This window comes from Micromonospora sp. ATLC20 (assembly GCF_057196585.1).
On the sequence record NZ_JBXUOV010000014.1, the window covers coordinates 36,237 to 57,216 of the forward strand.

Below are 20,980 nucleotides of genomic sequence, written 5' to 3' on the forward strand. Positions count from 1 at the left end.
CCGGAAGGAAGAATCCATGGCCCAGCTGTCCCGGCGCCAGGTACTGCTCGCCAGCGGCGCGGCCGCCGTCGTCGCCCTGGCGGGTTGCGGCGACGACACCCCGGACAAGAAGGACCTCGACCGCAACCGTGCGGGCGCGATGGAGAAGTACGGCATCGGTGACCAGTTCAAGGCCACCGAGCCGGTCACGTTCTCGATCCTCTACAACAACCACCCGAACTACCCGCTCAAGCCGGAGTGGCTGTTCTGGACCGAGCTGGCCGGGCGGACGAACGTCAAGCTGGACCCGGTCGCCGTGCCGCTGAGCGACTACGAGCAGAAGCGCAGCGTGCTGGTCGGCTCCGGCGACGCCCCGATGATCATCCCGAAGACCTACCACCCGCAGGAGAACTCGTACGTCTCCTCCGGCGCCATCCTGCCGGTCAGCGACTACCTCGACCTGATGCCGAACTTCAAGGACAAGATCGAGCGGTGGAAGCTCCAGCCGGAGATGGACACGCTCCGGCAGGAGGACGGCAAGTTCTACCTGCTGCCCGGACTGCACGAGAAGCCCTGGCAGGACTACACCCTCGCGGTCCGCACCGACGTGCTGGAGCAGTTGAAGATCCCGTCCCCGACCACCTGGGACGAGGTGTACGCCATGCTCAAGGCGATGAAGGCGGCCCACCCGGACGTCATCCCGTTCTCCGACCGGTTCGGCAAGCCCAACCCGGCCGGCAACCTGCTGAACATGCTGGCCCTGGCGCACGGCCTGCCGGGCGCCGGCTGGAACTACCAGCCGACGAGCTGGGACGCCGGTGCCGGGAAGTACGTCTTCACCGGCGCCTCGGACGGCTACCGGCAGGTGGTGGAGTATCTCCACAAGCTGGTCGCCGAGGGATTGCTCGACCCGGAGACGTTCACCCAGACCGACGACCAGGCCCGGCAGAAGCTCGCCAGCGGCAAGTCCTTCGTGATCAGCTCGAACGCGCAGACCCTGGTGAACGACTACCGCCCGGACATCGCGAAGATCAACCCGAACGCCCGGCTCGGCAAGATCCTCTTCCCGATCGGGCCGGCCGGCCCGGTCAACGCGGCGAGCCGGCTGGAGAACGGCGTGATGATCTCCAGCAAGGCCCGCGACGGCAAGAACTTCGTGGCCATGATGCAGTTCGTCGACTGGCTCTGGTACTCCGACGCCGGCCAGGAGTTCGCCAAGTGGGGCGTCGAGGGCACCACGTACACCAAGGACGCCTCGGGCAAGCGCAGCCTCGCCCCGGACGTCAACGTCATCGGGCTCAACCCCAAGGGCAGCAAGCATCTGCAGAAGGACTTCGGCTTCTACAACGGCGTCTTCGCCTACGGCGGCAAGCTCGACCTGGTGCAGTCGTTCTTCTCACCCGAGGAACTGGAGTTCCAGAAGGAGATGAACGCCCGCAAGGCCGCGCCCTGGGTGACTCCGCCGCCCGCGCCGCTCAGCGACGAGGAGCGCGAGCAGACGACGCTGTGGGCGACCGCGCTGAAGGACCACGTCACGCAGAACACGCTGAAGTTCGCCCTCGGCCAGCGGCCGCTGAGCGAGTGGGACGCCTACGTCTCGGAGCTGAAGGGCAAGAACGCGCAGGCCTACATCGACCTGGTCAACAAGGCGTACGAGCGGTACCGCAAGAGCCACGGCTGACCGGCGATGCGCGGCACCGTCCCCGAGCGGCCCGTCGGCCGGCTGACCGACGCCTGGCGTACCTGCGTGGGCACCGGCCGGTTCGACCTGGCCCTGCGACGCGACTATCAGGACTCGCTGGCGCTGGTGCAGCGGGACATCGGCTTCCGGCACATCCGCGGGCACGGGCTGCTCAGCGACGGCGTCGGCGTGCACCGCCCCTACGACTACCAGGGCGAACGCCGGGTGCGGCACGCCTTCACCTACGTCGACCAGGTCGTCGACGCCTACCTCGCGATGGGCATCCGGCCCTTCGTGGAGCTGGGGTTCATGCCCTCGGCACTCGCCTCCGGCGACCAGACGGTGTTCTGGTGGCGGGGCAACGTGACACCTCCCCGGTCGTACACCGAATGGGGTGACCTGGTCCGCGCCACGGTGGCCCACCTGGTCGACAGGTACGGCCTCGACGAGGTGCGCGGCTGGCCCGTCGAGGTGTGGAACGAGCCCAACCTGACGGCGTTCTGGTCCGGCGCCGACCAGGACGCCTACCACCGCCTGTACGAGGTGTCGGCGCACGCCGTCAAGGACGTCGACGCGGCGCTGCAGGTCGGCGGCCCGGCCCTCTCCCCCGGCGCCGACGAGTGGCTGAAGCCGTTCGCCGAGTTCGTCACCGACCGTGACGTGCCTGTCGACTTCGTCAGCCGGCACGCCTACACCTCCGGCCCGGCCCGGCACCTGCCGTTCGGCACCCGGCAGACCCTCGCCCCGGCCGCGGACCTGCTGGAACAGTTCGCCGCGCCCCGCCGGCACCTGGCCGGCACCGCGCTGGCCGACCTCCCGGTGCACATCACCGAGTTCAACTCCTCCTACCGGCCGGACAACCCGATCCACGACACGGCCTTCCACGCCGCCTACCTCGCCCCGGTGCTGGCCGGCGGCGGGGACCTGGTCGACTCCTTCTCCTACTGGACCTTCAGCGACGTGTTCGAGGAGGAGGGGGTGCCGACCGCGCCGCTGCACGGCGGCTTCGGCCTGCTCACCCACCGGCAGATCAAGAAACCCACCTACCACCTGTACGCGTTCATGGCCCGGCTCGGCGACGAGGTGCTCGCACGCGGACCGGACCACCTCGTCACCCGGCACTCCGACGGCCGGGTCGCGGTGCTGGCCTGGGCCCCTGTCGACGTCACCGGCCGGGAACCGGCACCCGAGCGGCACACCCTGTCGCTGTCGGTTCCGATCGGCCCGCCGGGCACCGTGTCGGCGTTCCTGCTCCGCTCGTCGGTGGGCGAGGACGCCGGCAACGTCTGGGCGGCCTGGCGGGAGATGGGCAGCCCGCACTCGCCACGGCCCCGGCAGCTCGACGCGTTGCGGGAGGCCGCCGAGCCGGCCCGTACCCATCGCGCCCTGCCGGTCGCGGCCGGGCGGGCCGACCTCGACCTCGTCCTCACCCGGCACGAGGTGACCCTCGCCGAACTGACGCCGGTGGTGGACGAGACCCCGCCGTGGTGGGACGACAGGTTGCTCGACCCGCCCGGGGACCGACGGTGACCGGCGCGACCGGCGGGCTGGGGGAGTTCGGCGACGGGCCGTTGTCGCGGGCCGCCGCGAGGGTCCACACCCTGCTCGTGGTGGAACTGCTGCTCCTGGTGAGCGTCCTGCCCGGCCTGGCCGTGCTCGTGCTGCTCGACCGCGACAGCAGCAACCTCCCGCTGGTCGCCGCCGCCGCGCTGCCGGTCGGTCCGGCCGTCTCGGCCGCGCTGCACACGCTGCGGCACCAGCGCCCCGACCTGACCGATCTCCGTCCCGCCGCCGCGTTCCGCCGGGCCTACCGGGCCAACCTGCCGGGCGTGCTGCGCGTCTGGGCGCCGACGCTGCTGTGGCTGGCCGTCATCGCTGTCAACCTGGCGAACCTGCCCGCCGCCGCCGTCCCCGGCTGGTGGGCCGTGCCGCTCGTCGTGGTCGGGGCGGGGGTGATCCTGGTCGGGGTCAACGCGCTGGTGATCGTCTCGCTGTTCACCTTCCGCACCCGCGACGTGCTCCGGCTCGCCCTCTACTACGTGGCGCGCAAGCCCGGCGTCACAGTCGGCAACGTCGCGCTGCTGGCCGCCGCCGCCGGCGTCACCGCGGTGTTCTCCGAGGCGGTACTCGCCCTGCTCGCCGCGCTCCTGGTGCTGGCACTGCTGCGGATCGGCAACCCCATGATCGACGAGATCCGGGCGGAGTTCACCGCATGAGCGTTCCGGTCACCGGCCGGGCGTCCGCGGACGCCGGCGAGTCCGCCTGGCACGCCGCCTGGCACGCCGCCTGGCTCCCGCCCGTGGCGTTCCGCGAACTCGGCTCCCGCGGGGTGCTGGTGCACGGCGACGGGCCCCTGGTCGACACCGTCCTCGACGAGGTGAGCCGGGCCTGCGGCCGGTACGGCGGACGGCTCTGGCACGGTCCACCGTGGCAGGTCGACGCCGACCTGGTGCTGGCCCTGCGCGGGGCCGGCCCGGTGCCGAACGCGGCAGCCGAGACGGCCCGGCTCGGCGCGACACCGGCGGTGAACGGCACCGGTGACGGCTCCCTCGGCGACGAGGGGTACCTGCTGACGCGGGTGGACGGCGTGACAGTGGTCCTGGCCGACGCGCCGGCCGGCCTGCTGTACGGGATGTTCCACGTGGTCCGGCTCGGCGCGGCGGCCTTCGACGACGACCTTCCGGCGCGGCGGCACCGGCCGGCACTGGACCGGCGGATGCTCGACCACTGGGACAACGTGGCCGTACACCCGGTGTCGGGCCAGGTCGAGCGGGGCTACGCCGGTGGCTCCCTGTTCTGGCGCGACGGCGCCGTCCGGCGGGAGACCGCCCGGCTCCGCGACTACGCCCGCCTGCTCGCCGCCTGCGGCGTCAACGCGATCTGCGTGAACAACGTCAACGTGCACGACACCGAGGCACTACTGCTGACCGACCGGCTCGGCGACATCGCGGAGATCGCCGGGGTGCTGCGCCCGTACGGCATCCGGGTGCATCTGGCGGTGACCTTCGCCGCCCCGGTGGTCCTCGGCGGCCTGCCCACCGCCGATCCGCTGGACGAGCGGGTACGGGCCTGGTGGGCCGCCGTCACCCGGCAGGTCTACCGGCGGATCCCCGACTTCGGCGGCTATCTGGTGAAGGCCGACTCCGAGGGCCGGCCCGGCCCGTTCGCGTACGGGCGCGACCACGCCGACGGCGCGAACCTGCTCGCCGAGGCGCTCGCCCCGCACGGCGGCGTGGTGCGCTGGCGGGCGTTCGTCTACGACCACCACCAGGACTGGCGGGACCGGTCGACCGATCGGGCCCGAGCCGCCCACGACCACTTCGCGCCGCTGGACGGACGGTTCGCCGACAACGTGATCCTCCAGGTGAAGTTCGGCCCGATCGACTTCCAGACACGCGAACCGGTGTCCCCGGTGCTCGCCGCGATGCCTGCGACCCGGCTGGCGGTGGAGGTGCAGGCGACGCAGGAGTACACCGGCCAGCAGCGGCACGTCTGCTACCTCGCACCGTGGTGGAGCGAGGTGCTGCGGTTCCGGCCCCGGGGCGAGCCCGGCGGCACGATCGCCGACGTCGCGGCCGGCCCGGCGGGCACCGGAGGCGGCCTGGTCGCCGTGTCCAACGTGGGCGACGACCCGTTCTGGACCGGGCACCCGCTGGCCCAGGCGAACCTGTACGCCTTCGGCCGGCTCGCCTGGGACCCGCTGCTGGATCCCGGCGCGATCCTCGACGAGTGGATCGACCTGACCTGGCTGCCGGTCACCACCGGCGACCCGGAAGCGGTACGGCGGACGATGCACGCGATCATGGACGATTCCTGGCGCACCTACGAGCGCTACACCGCCCCGCTCGGCGTCGGCTTCATGGTGCGGCCCGGCCACCACTACGGCCCGGACGTGGACGGCTACGAGTACACCGCGTGGGGCACCTACCACTTCGCCGACCGCGACGGCGTCGGGGTGGACCGGACCCGGGCGACCGGGACCGGCTTCACCGGCCAGTACCCGCCGCCGTGGTCGGAGGTGTACGAGTCACGCGAGCGCTGCCCCGACGAGCTGCTGCTGTTCTTCCATCACGTTCCCTACCGGCACGTGCTGCACAGTGGCCGTACCGTGATCCAGCACATCTACGACACGCACTTCGCCGGGGTCGAGGAGGTGTCGGCGATGCGGGAACGGTGGCGGCTCCTCGCCGGGGCGGTCGACCCGGCCGTCCACGACCGGGTGGCCGAGCGCCTCGACGAACAGTTCCGCTGCGCCGTGGAGTGGCGGGACCAGATCAACACCTACTTCTTCCGCAAGTCCGGGGTGCCGGACGCGCACGGTCGCCGCATCCACTGAACCGGCGAGCGCTCACCAGGGGTGCACGGTGCCGTCCGCCAGCCGGTTCACCGGCAGGTAGGCCGGCGCGTACGGGTAGCGGGCCGCGGCCTGCTCGTCGATGTCCACCCCGAGCCCCGGAGTCTCGGCCGGATGCAGGTACCCGCCGTCGTAGTGGTAGCCGTGCGGGAACACCTCGTCCGTCTGCTCGGTGTGCCGCATGTAACCTCGTCGACCGTCTCGCCGTTCGCGTGTCCGTACACTGTCACGCCCTCGCGGGACCGGCCGCCGAGCAGCTGGTAGACCGGCAGCCCGGCGACCTTGCCCTTGATGTCCCACAGCGCGGTGTCCACGGCGGCGACGGCGCTCATCGTGACCGGCCCGCGCCGCCAGTACGACCCCTGGTAGAGGTACTGCCAGGTGTCCTCGATCCGGGCCGGGCCGCGCCCGATCAGCAGCCGACGATTCTCATCCGGTCTCCGCTGCGGTCGGCGCGCCGGCCACCACAGAATTATCCATAATCGTCGATCTCCCGGGTGCCCCGGCGCCGGCCGGTCAGGCCGGTTCGGGTACGCCCCCGGGCTCCCCGTCGTCGGGCATCGGCTCGACCGGCGGCTCGGGCAGTTCGCCGGGCGTGTCCGGGAGGAGTTCGCCGGGGTCGTCCGGCACGTCCTCACGGGGGTCGATCGGCGGGTACAGCTCGGGATCGAGGTCGGGGTTGGTCATCGGCTCAGTATCCGACGCCTGAGCCGGGACCGCCCGCCGAGCGCGCTCGCCGGCGTTCAGCAGTCACGGGCTCTCAGCATCGCCGGCCGAGGGCGCGGACGACCGGTCCGCCGGCTTGCGCCACCACAGCCAGACCCCTACCAGCAGGCACGCCGCGCCCCCGATCGCGACCGCCGTCTCGGCCAGTTCGGAGAGATCGTCGAGGAACGGGAAGGTGTGGGTGGCCGCCATCGCCAGCAGCCCGATCAGCAACAGGAGACCGGCCGCGATGCGCTGGAGAATCATGTGCTTCATTGGATCATGACCTCGCCACAGCCGGCGGACACGGTGCCGCTCCCCCAGAAGGACGAGGTCCCCGGGACGTCGGCCGGCGCGGCTGTCCCGTAGGACAGAGGAAAGAACGGCTCGTCCGACCTCGGCCGCCGGTGGCGCGGGGCGCTGACCGGAGCGCCGGCCCAGCCGTACGCCGGCCCCGTGGTGGCCGGCCGCGGCCGGGAGCCGGTCATCGGCGGAACGGCCCGGTGACGCAGTAGGTGATGCCGCCGGACGACGAGCCGGTCGTGCCGCGCTGCGAGGAGAAGTACAGCCGGTCCCCCGCCGGGGTGAACGCCGGCCCGGTGATCTCCGAACCGCTCTGCCCGGTGATCCGCAGGAACACCGAGATCTTGTCGTCGGGCGTGATCATGCAGATCTCCATGTTCCCGCCGTCCTCGGCGACGTACAGGTCACCTGCAGTGGACCCGGTGATGTTGTCGACCCCGGTCAGCGGAGCGGTGCCGGGGCTGACCAGGTTGTCGTCGTAGGCGAGTTCGTACGTGCCGGCAGCCAGGTTGACCTGCCAGACGCGGTTGTCGCCCTTCGTGGTGAACCAGACGGTGTCGTCCGCGTAGTGACAGCCCTCGCCGCCGTTGAACGTCTTCGCGCCGGACACCTGCCGCCGGGTCGGGGTGGGCGAGCCGTCCGGGTCGGGCACCGTGGCCCAGGTGAACGTGCCGGAGGTCGCCGTACCGGCGCGGAAGACCTGGAGGGTTCCGGCGGACAGGTCGCCCCAGCTGGTCGGCACGAACCGGTAGAACTTGCCGTCGGTCTCGTCCTCGGTCAGGTAGACGACCCGGCGGACCGGGTCGGCCGCGGCCGCCTCGTGCTTGAACCGGCCCATCGCGGGACGCGCCACGGCGGTCCCGCCGAGAGGGTACGTCTCGAAGACCCGGCCCAGGGACACCTCCTCGCAGGAGAGCCAGGTGTTCCACGGTGTCTTCCCGCCGGCGCAGTTGTTGTCGGTGCCGGCGAGGATCCGCGACGCCCCGATCACGGCACCGCTGGAGTCGAAGACGAGGCGTGAGGCACCGCCGCCCGCCCCGGCTGACACCTCCGAGTTCGACACGTAGATCCAGCCGGTGCCGTTCGGGAACACGGCGCCACCGTCCGGAGCGTCGTGCCAGGTGTACGACGTCCCCGGCACCGTCCGACGGGATCGCGCGACGATCGAGCTGGTGAAGCCGGCCGGCAACTGGATGCCGTTGGCGTCGGCGGGCTGGAGCCCACCGTAGGGGCCCGCCGCGTTCTGCGCCGGGGCTCCGTACGCGGCCGACCATGCCGTGAACGGCAGGGCGACAGCGCCCGCACCGACAACAGTGGCCCGCAACATCGTTCGACGATCCATGGAACCTCCTCGGTAGGTTCCCCAGATCCGACCGTGCGGAGCTTACGCGCGCCGATCTGTTGGATGAACGTCGATGGACGACTCGGTGTGCGACGTCGTGCTCGCGCCGCTACGGGCGCAGATCCGTCCGCGCCGTCCCGGTCGAGGGGTCGTACGGGTAGGAGAGGTGCTGGTGTGTCATCAGCCAGGCCCCGTCGCGTCGCTGGAAGACCCGGGTGCCCCGGGACCAGCTCTCGATCGACGGACCACCGTTCGGGCGTACCGAGACGTGGTTGAGGCCCCACGCGACGGCGAGGTCGCCGTCGACCACGATCGTCAGGTCGGGCACGTCCCAGGCGACTGATCCGTCACCCGACGCCGCCAGGCCCGCCGCGCAGATCTCGCGGACCGCGTTCACGCCGACGTGTCGCAGCGGCTGGTCGTGCTCGTACGAGACCACGTCGTCGGCGACGGCCTCCATCAGGGCATCGAGATCCTTGGCCGCGGTGCCGTCGAACCAGCGCCGGTGGAGCCCGCGTACCTCCGCCTCGGCGACGGCCGCGTCCGGAGCCGCCTCGGCGGCGGGATCGGCGAGCGGGAAGGAGTGGTGTTCGTGGGTGACGACCCACCGGCCCTCCCGCCTCCGCAGGCCGAACGTCACCCGCAGGCGGTTCGCCGGACGTGCGGCGAAGTCGGCCGCCGTGCCGCAGCGCACGAGCGCGTACGCGAAGGCCACGTCCTCGCCTGCGACGACGTCCAGCGACTCGACCTCGAACGACGCGCCCTGTGCCTGCCACCTGAAGAAGGGCGGCCAGATCTCCCGGTAGGCGTCCAGCCCGCGTACGCCCTCGTACGGCGGCGGCACGTCGAACATCACCAGGTCCTCGGCATGGTCGGCCAGGACGCCGGCGAGGTTCCCGTCGTGAACCGCGGCGGCCCAGCGCTCGACCAGGGCGCGGATCTGTTCTTCGTTGCTCGGCATGTCGGCTCTGCCCTTCGTGGCTGGTGAAACCCGTCAGGACTACAACCCCGACCGGACCGCGAACTCATCGCGTCCGCGCGAACTTTCCGGCAGCCGATCCGGCAGGTCGAAGGCGGGCAGGCGCGCGTCGAGGAACGAGACGACCTCGGCCACCCGGCGCCCCCGCAGCACGAGCAGGTCCAGCCCCGCCGGCAGGTAGGCGGCAGCCGAGTCGTCCCACAGGTACGTCCCGAAAGCGAGCTGCCCGTTGGCGCTCGCCGGCCGGAACCGCCACCTTCGCCCCGCGGTCACCTCAGCCAGGAAACCGCGGATCTGCGCATGGCCCTCGTACCAGATGGTCAGCGGCGGCATCGAGTACCGCGCGTCCTCCGTCAGCATCGCCACGATCGTCTCGACGTCGCCGGACTCCCACGCCTCGGCGTACCGCCTGGCCACCTCCCGCTGCCCCGCGTCGCCCAGGTCGGCGAGGATCCGCTGCTGACTGTCCGGCGGCGTCAGCCCGGCGACGATCCGGCGGGCGCGCTGCATCGCGCTGTTGACCGCGGCGACGGTGGAGACCAGCATCGCGGCGGTCTCCTCGGCGGAGTACCCGAGAACGTCGCGCAGCAGCAGAACGGCACGTTGTCGCGGTGGCAGATGCTGCAACGCGGCGACGAACGCGAGTTCCATGGCCTCCCTCGCGATCACGTGGGCCTCCGGGTCCGGCTGAACGGACGGGGCCGCGAGGCGGTCCGGGTACGGTTCGAGCCAGCTCACCTCGGCCCGGGGCACGCCCTGGGCGGTGAAATCGGTGGGCAGTTCACGCCGCCCGCGCGAGTGGAGGAGAGACAGCGCCCGGTTGGTGGCGATCCGGTAGAGCCATGGCCGGATCGAATGCCCCTCGAACCGGTCGACAGCCCGCCACGCCCGGTCCATGGTGTCCTGGACCGCGTCCTCCGCGTCGTGGAAGGAACCGAGCATCCGGTAGCAGTGCGCACGCAGCTCGTCCCGCAGCGGCGCGACCAGACGACTGAAGGCCGCGCCGTCGCCCGCACGCGCCGCAGCCAGCAGCGTTGCCGTCAGGTCCTCGCCCGACGGACCGGCCTCCACCGATGGTTCGCCCCGGCTCACCGCCTCAATCTAGTGCCGGGCACCGTCCTGCGTGCCTGTTCTCTGCCCCCGGCGGAGGCCGGTGGGCCGGTGCCCGATTGAACGACCTTGGTCGATGCCTTGACTCTCCAGATGAGACCGCTAACACTTGTCCGCAACACGCACGTCACAACCAGAGCACATCCGCCCGCCTCACCATTACGCGCCGGAGCTGCCCGGATTGCAACGTCGACGACGCCAAGACCGCGAAGTCCTGGCTTGAGTGCGATTCAGCGATGTTAGCGCTAACGATCAGCCTGATGTCCGAACCCAGAGAGGCCAGATCGGTGACTCACCACTTCTTGACGCGGACCAGGTGGTCGCGGAGCGCCCGGTCGTTTCGCCGGCTGCTGATCGCGCTGGTGGCCGCGACGACGGCAATGGCCGGCGGCGTCGTCATCTCGTCGCCGGCCATCGCCGCCACGAACCAGTTCCGAGGCATGAACTGGGCCGTGCTGGGTGACAACTTCAGCACCGGTCCCCTCGTCGTGCAGGGGCCTGAGCTCCTCCGACAGCAACGCGACGGTGCGGGTCAAGGCCAACGCCCTCTATGACGACATGGCCTCCACCATGGGGGTCAACACCGTCCGGCTGCCCATCAACACCCACACGGTAGGGACGGCGTGGTGGGAGGCCTACCGAGGCGCCATCGACGCCGCCACCGCCCGCGGGTTCAAGGTCATCCTCGCCTACTGGGAGGACGGTGCCGCCTCCGGCGGCAGGATCACGAACCTCGCCGCGTGGAACACGATGTGGTCCACTGTGACAAACACGTACGGCTCGAACCCCAACGTCTACTTCGAGCCGATGAACGAGCCCCACGGTTACAGCTCGACGGAGTGGCGCAACGTCGCGGCCGACTGGCTCAGCTACCACTACTCGGCGGTGCCCAGCCGGGTGCTGATCGGGGGCACCGGGTTCAGTCAGGACCTGCGGGACATCTGCAACGACACACGGTTCGCCTCGACGCTGCTGTCGTTCCACCACTACGCCTTCTTCTACGGCGAGATGACCTACGACGCCTTCCGGAGCCACATCCAGACCCGCCTCGGCAACTGCGCGTCGCGGGCGGTCGCCACCGAGTTCGGCGCCCCCATGAACGACGGCCGCAACTACGCCGACGCGAACAGCACCGACAACTTCGTGCGCCACATCCGCGCCATGGCCCAGGTCATGCGCGACAACCGGATGGGCGGCACCTACTGGCCCGCGCTCGGCGGCAAGCCCGGCACCATCGGCTACGACTGGTACTCGATGTACTCGCTCAGCGGTAGCGGCACCGACCTCAACCTGACCGTCCGCAACAACTCCGGCGCCGACCAGATCCGGTACGCGTGGGGCGACACCATCGGGGGTGGCCCCACGACGCCCCCGCCGACTGGCACGTTCTACCGGATCACCGTGCGACACAGCGGCAAGGCCATGGACGTCCAGCAACCGAACACCGACAACGGCGCGCGCGTCGGCCAGTACACGTACAACGGCAATGCGTGGCAGCAGTGGCAGTTCCAGGACGCCGGCAGCGGCTACTGGCGACTCATCTCCCGCAACAGCGGGAAGTGCCTCGACGTGGTGAGCGCGTCCACCGCCGACGGCGCCGAACTGATCCAGTACACCTGTGGCAGCGGCACCAACCAGCAGTTCCAGATGGTCACAGGCGGCAGCTACTTCCAGCTCCGGGCACGGCACAGCGGCAAGTGCGTGGACGTACCGGCCGCATCGACAGCTGACGGTGTGGTCCTCAAGCAGTACACGTGCAACACCGGCGCCAACCAGCAGTGGTCGCGTACGACGGTCTGACCAGCTCACCGACTGCCGATGAGGCCGGTCACCGGCGCAGGTGGCCGATGCCGTGCCGATCGAGCCAGGTGACCGTCCGCGGCACGAACGTCGGCGCTCCCGGGCCGGCGCTGACGTCGGTGGCGATCAGCGGTACCTGGGCGGCGACCGGGAGCAGGGTGGACTGCCAGCAGGCCGGCGTGGCGCAGGCCGAGCGGTCGTCGACGCGCCAGGCGGCGGCCACGCTGCGGCCGTCCGGGTCGGCCGGGCGGTATTCCAGCCACCGCCGCAGGTCGTTGCCGCCGTCGATCCCGGCGGCGAGGACCAGGTTGAACGAGCCGTGGACGCGAAGCAGGCGGATCTGCTCCTGCACGCCGAAGGCCGGCAGGCCGGTGCCCAGGCACGCGGGGCCGCCGTCGCGCCAGCAGGTCCAGACCGCCGCGGGGTCGGTTCCGCCGGCCGCCGGGAAGTCGTACGGCGAGGCGTCGAAGACCACCGCGTTGTCGTCGCCGAACACCTCCGCCGCCGCGTTCCAGAAGGAGCGGGTGACGAGGATGTCGCTCTGGCGCAGCGACACGACGGGTGTGATGCCGGCCCGGACGAGCCGGTCGACGTACCGGGCCGCCTCGTCGAGGTAGCCGACCCGGTTCTGCCTGTCCGTGGGGCTGCCGGTGTAGACGTAGCAGGCGTCGCTCAGCACGACCCGCACCGCGTTGACGCCGCGGGCCCGCAGCGCGCCCACTGACGCGTCGTCGACCGGGCCGTCCCAGCGGATCGGTCCCCATGCGCACTCGCCGGGCGCGGCCGACCGGATGATTCCGCGTGGCCGGTACGGCCTCGGATCCGCGGTGACGGTGAGGATGCGGTTGCCGAACGCCTTCAGCGCGGGTGCGGCGCCGGGTGCCTGCGGCGGGAGTACCCGGATGCCGCGGACCTCGGCGGTGGCCTGGGCGCCGCTGCTGTCGTAGGCGGTGGCGGTGAGCCGGGTGCCGCTGTTCGGCGGCACGCCACGCCAGTCGAACGCGTACGGCGCGGTGGTGTCCACGGCGAGCAGCGTGCCGCGCTCGCGGAACTCGACCCGCTCGATTCGCCGGCCGGGCGCCGCCGCGGCCTCCGCACGGATCGGGATGACGCCCGGCGCGGCGAAGAAGTCGTTGGGCAGGGGCGAGGTGAGCGCCACCGACGGCCCGCCAGGCAGTGGGCTGGGCCGCGGGCTCCCCGAGGCCGGCGGCGGCGACGAGCCGGTCGGGTCGGCGACGTCCGCGTCGCACGACTGGCCGTTCAACACCCAGTCGGTCGGTTCGGGGTCGGCACCCTGGTAGTTGCCGCCGAACCGCACAGTCACCGAGGCGCCGGTCGGCAGCGTGGAGCCTGCCGGCGGACGGAGCGTGGTCATCGGGTACATCTCGCCACTGCCGAGCGTGTATCCGTCCGGCAGCCGATCGAGGCCCATGGTGATCGTTTGACCGCCCGCCTGCCGGAACCGCAGCCACCAGTCGGTGACGGGAGAGCCCAGGTTGGTGACGGTGAGCTCGGCCCAGAAGCCGCTGGACCACTCCCGGGTGATCGTGTAGTCCACCGTGCATGCCGTCGCGGCGTAGGCCGGCCGCAGCACCATCGTCGTGGCCCCGCCGACGACGACCGCGGCGGCTGTAGCCAGCGCGAAGATCCTGCGTCGCATCATGCCCCCCGCACATCGACACACATCACTTCATGCAGCCTCGGCGCTCGGGGCACGGTCTGTCAAGGGCTGAACCGGGTCCGGGCCGGGCGGAACGGCGCGGCGTTCCGCCCGGCCCGCCGACTCAGCGTCCGCGCAGCTCGACCGCGGCGGCGACCAGGTGCTGGAGGGACGCCTCGACCTCGGGATAGCCGCGCGTCTTGAGGCCGCAGTCGGGGTTCACCCACAGCCGCTCGGCCGGCACCGCGGCCACGGCCCGGCGCAGCGCGCCGACGACCTCGTCGTGGGACGGCACCCGGGGTGAGTGGATGTCCCAGACGCCGGGCCCCACACCCCGGCGGTATCCGATCGCGGCGAGGTCGTCGAGGACCTCCATCCGGGAGCGGGATGCCTCGATGCTTGTGACGTCGGCGTCGAGGGCGTCGATGGACGTGATCACCTCCCCGAACTCCGAGTAGCACAGGTGGGTGTGGATCTGGGTGTCGTCGGCGACTCCGCAGGTGGCCAGGCGGAACGCCCCGACTGCCCAGTCCAGGTACGCCTTCTGGTCCGCCCTGCGCAGTGGCAGCGTCTCACGCAGCGCCGGCTCGTCGACCTGGATGACCCGGACACCGGCTGCCTCGAGATCACGGCACTCGTCGCGCAGCGCGAGCGCGACCTGGTCCGCGGTGTCTGCCAGTGGCTGGTCGCTGCGGACGAACGACCAGGCCAGGATCGTGACCGGGCCGGTGAGCATGCCCTTGACCGGCCGGTCGGTCAGCGACTGCGCGTAGGTGGACCAGTTGACGGTCATCGGCGCCCTGCGTGCCACGTCGCCGTAGATGACGGGCGGACGCACGTATCGGGAGCCGTAGGACTGGACCCAGCCGTGTTCGGTGGCGGCGAACCCGTCCAGCTGCTCGCCGAAGTACTGGACCATGTCGTTTCGTTCCGGCTCGCCGTGCACGAGCACGTCCAGACCCAGCCGCTCCTGAAGCCGGACGACGTGCTCGACCTCGGCGCGCATACGCCGGGTGTAGGCGGTGTCGTCGAGGCGGCCGGCTCGATGCTCGGCACGCGCGCGGCGCAGCTCGTCGGTCTGCGGGAACGATCCGATGGTCGTGGTCGGCAAGGGCGGCAGATTCAGCCGGGCCTGCTGTGCCGCCGCTCGCTCCGGGTACGCGCCGCGCTGCCGATCTGTGGCGCGCAGTGCGGCGAGCCGGCCGCGTACGGTGTCGTCGCGCCATGCGGCGGGGGTGGGCGGCAGCGGCTCGGGCAGGGACGTGGTGCCGTTGCGCAGCGCGCGGCCGAGCCGAACGACCTCATCGACCTTCTGCCGGGCGAAGGCGAGCCGCTGAACCAACGCCGGGTCGAGAGCGGCCTCGGCGGACAGGTCCTCCGGCACGTGCAGCAGCGAGCACGAGGTGGACACGGCGACGTGGTCGGCGAGGGCGGTGACGGCGGCACCAGCCGCCACGGCGGCGCGCAGGTCGGTACGCCAGACGTTGCGGCCGTCGACGAGGCCGGCCACGATCGTCTTGCCGCGCAGCGGTCCCGCACCGGCCAGCCGCCGCAGGTTGCCGGGCCCGGCCACCAGATCCACGCCGACCGCTTCGACCGGCGTGTCGAGCAGGGCGGGCAGCGCGTCACCGAGCTCGCCGAAATAGGTGGCGACGAAGATCGCCGGCCGCTGTTCCACCGCGCCGAGCCGGGTGTACGCCTCCCGCAGCGCGTCGATCTCGGCGGCGCTCCGGTCGGCGACGTAGGCGGGTTCATCCAGCTGCACCCATCGCACGCCCGCCGCGGCGAGGGATCGCAGGATGTCGGCGTACACGTCGACCAGGTCGGTCAACCGGTCGAACGGTTCGCCGCGCGCCTCGGTGGGCTTGGCCAGCAGCAGGAATGTGGCCGGCCCGACCAGCACCGGCCGGCTGTCGATTCCCAGCTCGCGGGCCTCACGGTACTCGCGCAGCGCCTTGTCGGGATTCGCCGCGAAGGCGGTGTCGGAGCCGATCTCGGGAACCAGATAGTGGTAGTTGGTGTCGAACCACTTCGTCAGTTCGAGCGCCGGCTCGGCATCGACGCCCCGGGCCATGGCGAAGTAGGTGCCGAGATCGCCGAGGCCGAGACGGGCGAACCGGTGCGGGATCGCGCCGACGGCGACGGCCGTGTCCAGCACGTGGTCATAGTAGGAGAACGTGTTGGACGGGATCGCGTCCAGGCGCGCGTCGCGCAGCGTCCGCCAGACCTTCGCCCGTAGCGCGGCAGAGGTCGCCGCCAACTCCTCGGCGTCGATCCGGCCCGCCCAGTAGGCCTCGACGGCCTTCTTGAGTTGCCGGTTGCCCCCGATACGCGGATAGCCCAGCACGGTGCTCTGACCGAATGCGGTACTCATGGAGATCCCTTCCCTCGAAGCACACGAGGCCGATCGGGGCGGGGAGGGAAGGGGTACAGGCGGCGTACCGGCTTCCGCACCGGCCGTCCCGAGCGACCGTCGGCGGCGCACACCGGACGGTGCGCGCGGTGCGGGCAGGTCTTCGGACTCGCGGGCGCGACCGGATCCACCCGGTCACCTACTGGCCGTCGCTTCCCAGACCTCACGGTCCAGTGCTTCGATGACGGCTGTCGTTCCCACTCACCGCTGCGGGGCAGTCCCGGACTCACACCGGGTTCCCTCTTACGACGCCATACCCGTCACGGGCGCGGCGAACCAGCACCGTTGTCTATCGTATGGGGCGGTGAGCCGACGTGGTCGGCGCGTCCGTCCTGCGGGACGGCGAGCCGTCGCGGGGCCCAAGCCCGGTCGCGGAGGCCGGCGTCCCGTTGGGACAACGGCCTCCGCCGGCTCGCCCGGTGCTTGACGCGCGTCGTCCGTCGCGCTGGCGGGTGGCGGGAGCGACTCGCGGTCGGCCCCCGCCCCCGTCGCAGGGCCGGTCAGCCCTTGCGCCACTTCTGGTTGGCCGTGCCCCCGCAGTCCCAGAGCTGGAGCCTCGCGCCGTCGTTGCCGTTCCAGTCCTTGATGTCGACGCACTTGCCAGCCTGGAGGTTGACCAGGTCTCCGGCCGCGTTCAGGGTGAACTGCTGCGCGCCGGTGCCGTTGCAGGTGTAGAGCTGCACCGTCGCCCCGTTCGCGGTGGACCCGGCGTCGATGTCCATGCACTTGTTGTTCTGGCTCTTGAGCGCCGTGCCGCTGAACGTCCACTTCTGCGCGTTGGTGTTGTTGCAGTTCCACATCTGCAGCGGCGCGCGGTCGACGAAGTTGGAGCTCGGCACGTCGATGCACTTGTTGTTCCAGTTGCTGACCACTGGCACCCCGGTGGCCGGGGTGCCGCCGCCACCGCCGGTGAACGGGCTGAGGATCAGTCCGGCCGAACGGGGGTCGCCGTCGTGCACCAGCGACTCGAATCCGCCGACGTCGTCGAAGGCGAACGCGTACGCCCGGCCGTCGGTCATGTTGGCGTGGATCAGTCGGGCGTACTGGTTGGTGGGGTTGCTGCGGTAGAAGTCGGCGGCGTTCGTGCTGGGCTGGGTGTCGATGGTGCCGAGTGTGCCGCGGTTGAGGGCGGCGCAGAGCGTACGCGAGATCGGGCCGACCACCTGGTCGTTCGGCGCGGGCAGGTCGCCGTCGCAGCCCCAGACGCTGGCCGAGGAGGGCCGGTTGAAGGAGGCGACGACCTGGCCGCTGCCGTTGGTGAAGGTCATGGTGTTGCCCGAGGTACGGCCGTAGTACCGGATGGCCGGCTGGTCGGCGAAGGGCGCCACGGTCAGGGTCTTCGTGGTGTACGCGTTCCACGCGGACGCGATGTACGAGTCCAGGTACGTGGTGCTGAGCAGACCGGCCCCGGCCGCCTTGCCCGGAGCCAGGACGCGCAGCACGGTCCCGTCGGAGCGGGTGTGGACGGTGCCGGCCCAGCCCGGCTGCGCCCGGATCCCGTCGATGACCGCGTTGCGTCCGTTGGCCACCACGTCGCCGGTGCGCTTGGTGACGCCGTTGGCGCCGGTCACGGTGACCGCGTGCGGGATGGCGAACATGTCGACCTGGGAGCTGTTGAGCCACAGCCCGGAGTCGTTGTAGGTGAACTCGCTCCAGTCGAACAGGATGTCGCGGTTCGCGTCACCGGCCGCCCAGGGCGCGGGCTGCACCAGTCCGTCCGGGGTGAGGAAGAACGTCAGCTTCTGCCCGAGGGAGAAGTAGGCCCGGCCGGAGAAGCCGCGGGGGAACTGGATCGTGGTGCTGCCGCCGTTGCCGGGGCCCGGTATGGAGACGTCCGGCGCGGGTGACGGCGGGATCTGCCCGCCGGTCCACGGCACGAAGGCACCGCCGGAGGTGACGTAGCCGAGCCGGCCGGAGGACAGCTGGACGCCGATGACGTAGAGGTAGACCGGGTCGCTGCGGCCGGTGGTGTTGGTGACGGTGACCGGTAGCAACGCCGGTCCGACCGCCTGGGCGGGCGTGGCGACGACGGCGCCGGTGAGCCCGGCGAGCAGGGCGGACGCGGCGGCGAGCAGCCTTCTTCGGAGACGCATGGCGACACCTCGCTGGAGACAGGGGGACGGGAGAGCGCTCTCTCGGCAGGGTCCAATTGTTAATATTGTTTGTCAATAGGTGGTTGCCTATGGATTGGGGCCACCGTGAAGGTCACCGGTTGATTAAGATCCACTCCGGAACAGTCGACTGTGGATTGGGTAGTTCATGAGACGCATGCTTTCGGCGCTGACCGCGCTGGTGACCGTCGCGGCCGGCCTGACTGTCGGCGCCCCCGCCGCCCACGCGGCCGGCTCCTGCTCGGGGACCATCACCTACAGCCAGGTGCAGTCGTCCGGGCTCGGTGAACTGGTGATCTACTACAACAGCAGCAACGGCGGCACCAACAGCGCCTGCTTCTACCACCGCGGCGCGGCGTACGGGAAGTCGGCGCCGACCTTCGTGCAGATCTACCGCTGCGCGGAGCGGTCGGGCGAGGGCGCGCACTGCACCCGGTCGGGCGGCGCGGACACCAATTCCGGTGACTTCAGCTATTACGCCGGCCCGGTCGCCGTCACCGGCACGGCGAACTACTGCGTCGAGGCGGTCGGCTACATCGGATGGGCCGGTCAGCGCCACCAGATCTACAGCCGCCGCCAGGGCTGCTGAGCCCACTCCCCTTCCCCGGACCGGGGCCGGCGCACGACGAGCGCCGGCTCCCCGGCCGGGCCGGGTCAGACGGCCAGCGCCCGGCGGCACCGGGCGAGTTCCGCCCGCAGATCCCGCCGTAGGGCCCGGTCCAGGCCGGGCTGGGCGAGCGCCCGGGCGAAGTCGCGGGCCGCCTCGTCCCACCGGCCCAGCCGGGCCAGGGCCGTACCCCGGTTGTAGCGCGGCACGGGAGCCTCCGACAGCGCCACCGCCCGGTCCAGGTCGGCGAGCGCGGCGGCCACGTCGCCGCGCTCGAACCGGGCGGCGGCCCGATTCGTCCACGCCTCCACCAGCTCGGGGTCACCGCTCAGGGCCCGGGTGAGCAGTTCGTCGGCCTCGGCGGCCCGGCCACGCTCGGCGAGGACCAGGCCCAGGGTGCACAGCAGCGCGGGCTCCTGCGGAGCGCCGGCCAGCCCGGCCCGCGCGCCCGCCTCGGCGGCGTCCAGCGCGCCGCGCTCCACGTGCAGGTTGACCAGGGCGATCCGGGCGTCGAGGTGCCCCGGTTCGATGGCGAGCACCCGCTCCAGGTCGGCGCGCGCCCGCTCGGGGCGGCCCCGCTCCTGCTGGAGCGCGGCCCGGTTGTAGTACGCCTCGGGCAGGTGCGGTCCCAGCCGGATGGCGGCGTCGTAGTCCCTGATCGCGGCTCGGGTCCGGCCCGCCGCCCGGTAAAGGGCGGCGCGGTCCACGTAGTACTCGCAGTTGCCGGGGTCGTGGGCGATCACGGTGTCCAGGTCGGCCAGCGCCCGCGCCGGGTCGCCCAGCGCGAGGTACACCTGCGCCCGGTTGTGGCGCAGCCGGGCCAGGTCCTGCGGGCGTTCACCGGGACCGAGCGCGGCCGTCAGCCGGGCCAGCCCGTCGTCCACGAGCCGCAGCGCCCGGTCGGGCCGGCCCGCCCGGCTGTCCAGCAGCGCCAGGCCCTGCTCGTAGAAGACCGTCGACAACAGCCGCTGGCGTGGGTCGGCCAGCTCGGTGGCGAGGTACAGCGCCCGCTCCAGCCACTGCCGGGCCAGCGCCGGGTCCTGGTCGGCCGCCGGCAGGTGCCGGGCGTGCAGCATGGCGGTGGCGTACGCCGCCGACATCGTGATCTTCGGATCGTCGGTGGCGGCCCGCGCCTCGTCGTAGAGGTCGAGCGCCTCGGCGGCCCGGTTCAGGGCCGCCAGGGCGGTGGCCAGGCCGGTGGTGAACGCCCACCAGTGCCGCAGGTCGCCGTCGGGGGTGACCGCCGCCCGCCCGCGCCGGGCGACCCGGGCCGCGTGGTGGTAGTAGCCGCTGGCCAGGCTGTCGCCCAGGGCCCGCCGCAACGCCTGCGGGGTGCGCTCGTCGGGCGCCGGGTCGGGGGCACCGTCGTCGCGCAGGTCGAGGCGCACCGGGGAAGGCCCGAGCCGGCGGGCCAGCGCGCCCAGCAGTTCGGCCGTCGTCTCGTCGGCGCTGGCGACGTGATCGAACCGGACGGTCACGGGCCGCCGGAGCGTGCCGGCCCAGGCTGCCACCAGCTCCGCCGCGCCGTAGGCCAGACAGGCGGTACGACGGGCCGGGTGGAAGCGGATCGGCTCCTCCTCGGCGGCCGGCCGGGCCGCCGGATCGAGCCGGGGAACGATCGCGTGCAGTTCGACCGCGTGCCGGGCCGCCAGGCGGGGCCGGTCGGCGGCGACGCGACCGAGGAAGGCCGAGACCCCGGCGTACGGTCCGTGCTCGCGGTGGCAGTCGTAGCGCTCCGCGCCGTCCGTCACCGCAGGGCCCGGCGCCGCAGGGGCGGGCGCCCGGGAGCGCCCGCCGGGCCGGCAGTTACCAGCACCACTCGATCCACAGCCGGCGTGCGCCGGACACCAGACGGAGTGCAGTCGTGCGACGGATGGTCATCGTCCTCATAGGAACCTCCGATGTGATGCACCTCAGGGCTGGCCCAGAGCGTAAT

At 71.8% G+C, this 20,980-nt stretch carries 17 protein-coding genes, 1 pseudogene and 1 riboswitch; of the genes and pseudogenes, 6 read left to right on the forward strand and 12 right to left on the reverse strand.

Going from position 1 to position 20,980, the window contains the following annotated elements; all coding sequences use genetic code 11:
- Window positions 1-16 precede the first annotated feature (16 nt).
- Genes AC2CHG_RS05580 through AC2CHG_RS05595 form a run of 4 tightly spaced genes read left to right on the forward strand, consistent with a single transcriptional unit; the run spans window position 17 to window position 5,996 of the window.
- The gene (locus AC2CHG_RS05580; RefSeq protein ID WP_355510782.1) at window positions 17-1,660 is read left to right on the forward strand and encodes an ABC transporter substrate-binding protein; all 1,644 of its coding nucleotides are present in this window, start codon (window positions 17-19) and stop codon (window positions 1,658-1,660) included.
- A gap of 6 nt (window positions 1,661-1,666) precedes the next feature.
- A complete protein-coding gene (locus tag AC2CHG_RS05585; protein ID WP_484524286.1) occupies window positions 1,667-3,190 on the forward strand; it encodes a GH39 family glycosyl hydrolase in 1,524 nt (507 codons plus the stop codon).
- Window positions 3,187-3,876, forward strand: coding sequence for a hypothetical protein (locus AC2CHG_RS05590; RefSeq protein WP_484524287.1), 690 nt, complete (start codon window positions 3,187-3,189; stop codon window positions 3,874-3,876). Before AC2CHG_RS05585 ends, AC2CHG_RS05590 begins: the two co-directional genes overlap by 4 nt.
- Window positions 3,873-5,996, forward strand: coding sequence for an alpha-glucuronidase (locus AC2CHG_RS05595; protein ID WP_484524288.1), 2,124 nt, complete (start codon window positions 3,873-3,875; stop codon window positions 5,994-5,996). The genes AC2CHG_RS05590 and AC2CHG_RS05595 overlap by 4 nt, the downstream gene beginning before the upstream one ends.
- A 12-nt stretch (window positions 5,997-6,008) precedes the next feature.
- Here AC2CHG_RS05595 and AC2CHG_RS05600 read toward each other — a convergent pair whose 3' ends face one another.
- The 8 genes and pseudogenes from AC2CHG_RS05600 to AC2CHG_RS05635 form a co-directional block, all read right to left on the reverse strand.
- Window positions 6,009-6,197: a hypothetical protein gene (locus tag AC2CHG_RS05600; protein ID WP_484524298.1), complete on the reverse strand. Its 189-nt coding sequence runs from the start codon at window positions 6,195-6,197 to the stop codon at window positions 6,009-6,011.
- Window positions 6,198-6,322: 125 nt separating this feature from the next.
- A pseudogene (locus tag AC2CHG_RS05605) lies at window positions 6,323-6,490 on the reverse strand (hypothetical protein); the annotation flags it as partial.
- A gap of 40 nt (window positions 6,491-6,530) precedes the next feature.
- Entirely contained in the window at window positions 6,531-6,701 is a 171-nt protein-coding gene (locus AC2CHG_RS05610) for a hypothetical protein (protein WP_484524289.1), read from the reverse strand.
- Window positions 6,702-6,764: 63 nt separating this feature from the next.
- Window positions 6,765-6,995 carry a hypothetical protein gene (locus tag AC2CHG_RS05615; RefSeq protein ID WP_484524290.1) on the reverse strand — a complete coding sequence of 77 codons (231 nt, stop codon included), beginning with the start codon at window positions 6,993-6,995 and terminating at the stop codon, window positions 6,765-6,767.
- Between the two features lie 208 nt (window positions 6,996-7,203).
- Complete coding sequence (locus tag AC2CHG_RS05620; RefSeq protein ID WP_484524291.1) at window positions 7,204-8,364, reverse strand: alkaline phosphatase PhoX; 1,161 nt, start codon at window positions 8,362-8,364, stop codon at window positions 7,204-7,206.
- Window positions 8,365-8,473: 109 nt separating this feature from the next.
- On the reverse strand, window positions 8,474-9,325 hold the full coding sequence (locus AC2CHG_RS05625; protein ID WP_355511401.1) for an SgcJ/EcaC family oxidoreductase: 852 nt from the start codon (window positions 9,323-9,325) through the stop codon (window positions 8,474-8,476).
- A gap of 39 nt (window positions 9,326-9,364) precedes the next feature.
- On the reverse strand, window positions 9,365-10,387 hold the full coding sequence (locus AC2CHG_RS05630; RefSeq protein WP_410054945.1) for a sigma-70 family RNA polymerase sigma factor: 1,023 nt from the start codon (window positions 10,385-10,387) through the stop codon (window positions 9,365-9,367).
- A 358-nt stretch (window positions 10,388-10,745) separates the two neighbouring features.
- A complete protein-coding gene (locus AC2CHG_RS05635) occupies window positions 10,746-10,895 on the reverse strand; it encodes a hypothetical protein (RefSeq protein WP_262015069.1) in 150 nt (49 codons plus the stop codon).
- 83 nt (window positions 10,896-10,978) lie between these two features.
- Between AC2CHG_RS05635 and AC2CHG_RS05640 the strand changes: the two genes are divergently transcribed.
- Entirely contained in the window at window positions 10,979-12,253 is a 1,275-nt protein-coding gene (locus tag AC2CHG_RS05640; protein ID WP_484524292.1) for an RICIN domain-containing protein, read from the forward strand.
- Between the two features lie 28 nt (window positions 12,254-12,281).
- Here AC2CHG_RS05640 and AC2CHG_RS05645 read toward each other — a convergent pair whose 3' ends face one another.
- The 3 genes from AC2CHG_RS05645 to AC2CHG_RS05655 all read right to left on the reverse strand — a co-directional run bounded on the left by AC2CHG_RS05645 (window position 12,282) and on the right by AC2CHG_RS05655 (window position 18,419).
- Window positions 12,282-13,916: a cellulose binding domain-containing protein gene (locus AC2CHG_RS05645; RefSeq protein ID WP_262015071.1), complete on the reverse strand. Its 1,635-nt coding sequence runs from the start codon at window positions 13,914-13,916 to the stop codon at window positions 12,282-12,284.
- Window positions 13,917-14,037: 121 nt separating this feature from the next.
- On the reverse strand, window positions 14,038-16,287 hold the full coding sequence (gene metE / locus AC2CHG_RS05650) for a 5-methyltetrahydropteroyltriglutamate--homocysteine S-methyltransferase (RefSeq protein ID WP_357209757.1): 2,250 nt from the start codon (window positions 16,285-16,287) through the stop codon (window positions 14,038-14,040).
- 116 nt (window positions 16,288-16,403) lie between these two features.
- Window positions 16,404-16,622, reverse strand: a riboswitch (cobalamin riboswitch).
- Window positions 16,623-16,826: 204 nt separating this feature from the next.
- A complete protein-coding gene (locus AC2CHG_RS05655) occupies window positions 16,827-18,419 on the reverse strand; it encodes a beta-1,3-glucanase family protein (RefSeq protein ID WP_484524293.1) in 1,593 nt (530 codons plus the stop codon).
- A 166-nt stretch (window positions 18,420-18,585) separates the two neighbouring features.
- Here AC2CHG_RS05655 and AC2CHG_RS05660 point away from each other — a divergent pair, with 166 nt between their 5' ends.
- Window positions 18,586-19,026 (forward strand): hypothetical protein, encoded by a 441-nt coding sequence (locus AC2CHG_RS05660; RefSeq protein WP_262015074.1) that lies wholly within the window; start codon window positions 18,586-18,588, stop codon window positions 19,024-19,026.
- Window positions 19,027-19,091: 65 nt separating this feature from the next.
- Here AC2CHG_RS05660 and AC2CHG_RS05665 read toward each other — a convergent pair whose 3' ends face one another.
- Window positions 19,092-20,795, reverse strand: coding sequence for a tetratricopeptide repeat protein (locus tag AC2CHG_RS05665; RefSeq protein ID WP_484524294.1), 1,704 nt, complete (start codon window positions 20,793-20,795; stop codon window positions 19,092-19,094).
- Between the last annotated feature and the right edge of the window lie 185 nt (window positions 20,796-20,980).

Bases quoted from the DNA above. Each gene is read 5' to 3' on its own strand.
- AC2CHG_RS05580 (WP_355510782.1), top strand. From the start codon at position 17: ATGGCCCAGCTGTCCCGGCGCCAGGTACTGCTCGCCAGCGGCGCGGCC.
- AC2CHG_RS05585 (WP_484524286.1), top strand. From the start codon at position 1,667: ATGCGCGGCACCGTCCCCGAGCGGCCCGTCGGCCGGCTGACCGACGCC.
- AC2CHG_RS05595 (WP_484524288.1), top strand. From the start codon at position 3,873: ATGAGCGTTCCGGTCACCGGCCGGGCGTCCGCGGACGCCGGCGAGTCC.
- AC2CHG_RS05600 (WP_484524298.1), bottom strand. From the start codon at position 6,197: ATGCGGCACACCGAGCAGACGGACGAGGTGTTCCCGCACGGCTACCAC.
- AC2CHG_RS05610 (WP_484524289.1), bottom strand. From the start codon at position 6,701: ATGACCAACCCCGACCTCGATCCCGAGCTGTACCCGCCGATCGACCCC.
- AC2CHG_RS05615 (WP_484524290.1), bottom strand. From the start codon at position 6,995: ATGAAGCACATGATTCTCCAGCGCATCGCGGCCGGTCTCCTGTTGCTG.
- AC2CHG_RS05620 (WP_484524291.1), bottom strand. From the start codon at position 8,364: ATGGATCGTCGAACGATGTTGCGGGCCACTGTTGTCGGTGCGGGCGCT.
- AC2CHG_RS05625 (WP_355511401.1), bottom strand. From the start codon at position 9,325: ATGCCGAGCAACGAAGAACAGATCCGCGCCCTGGTCGAGCGCTGGGCC.
- AC2CHG_RS05635 (WP_262015069.1), bottom strand. From the start codon at position 10,895: ATGCCTCGGAACTGGTTCGTGGCGGCGATGGCCGGCGACGAGATGACG.
- AC2CHG_RS05645 (WP_262015071.1), bottom strand. From the start codon at position 13,916: ATGATGCGACGCAGGATCTTCGCGCTGGCTACAGCCGCCGCGGTCGTC.
- metE (WP_357209757.1), bottom strand. From the start codon at position 16,287: ATGAGTACCGCATTCGGTCAGAGCACCGTGCTGGGCTATCCGCGTATC.
- AC2CHG_RS05655 (WP_484524293.1), bottom strand. From the start codon at position 18,419: ATGCGTCTCCGAAGAAGGCTGCTCGCCGCCGCGTCCGCCCTGCTCGCC.
- AC2CHG_RS05660 (WP_262015074.1), top strand. From the start codon at position 18,586: ATGAGACGCATGCTTTCGGCGCTGACCGCGCTGGTGACCGTCGCGGCC.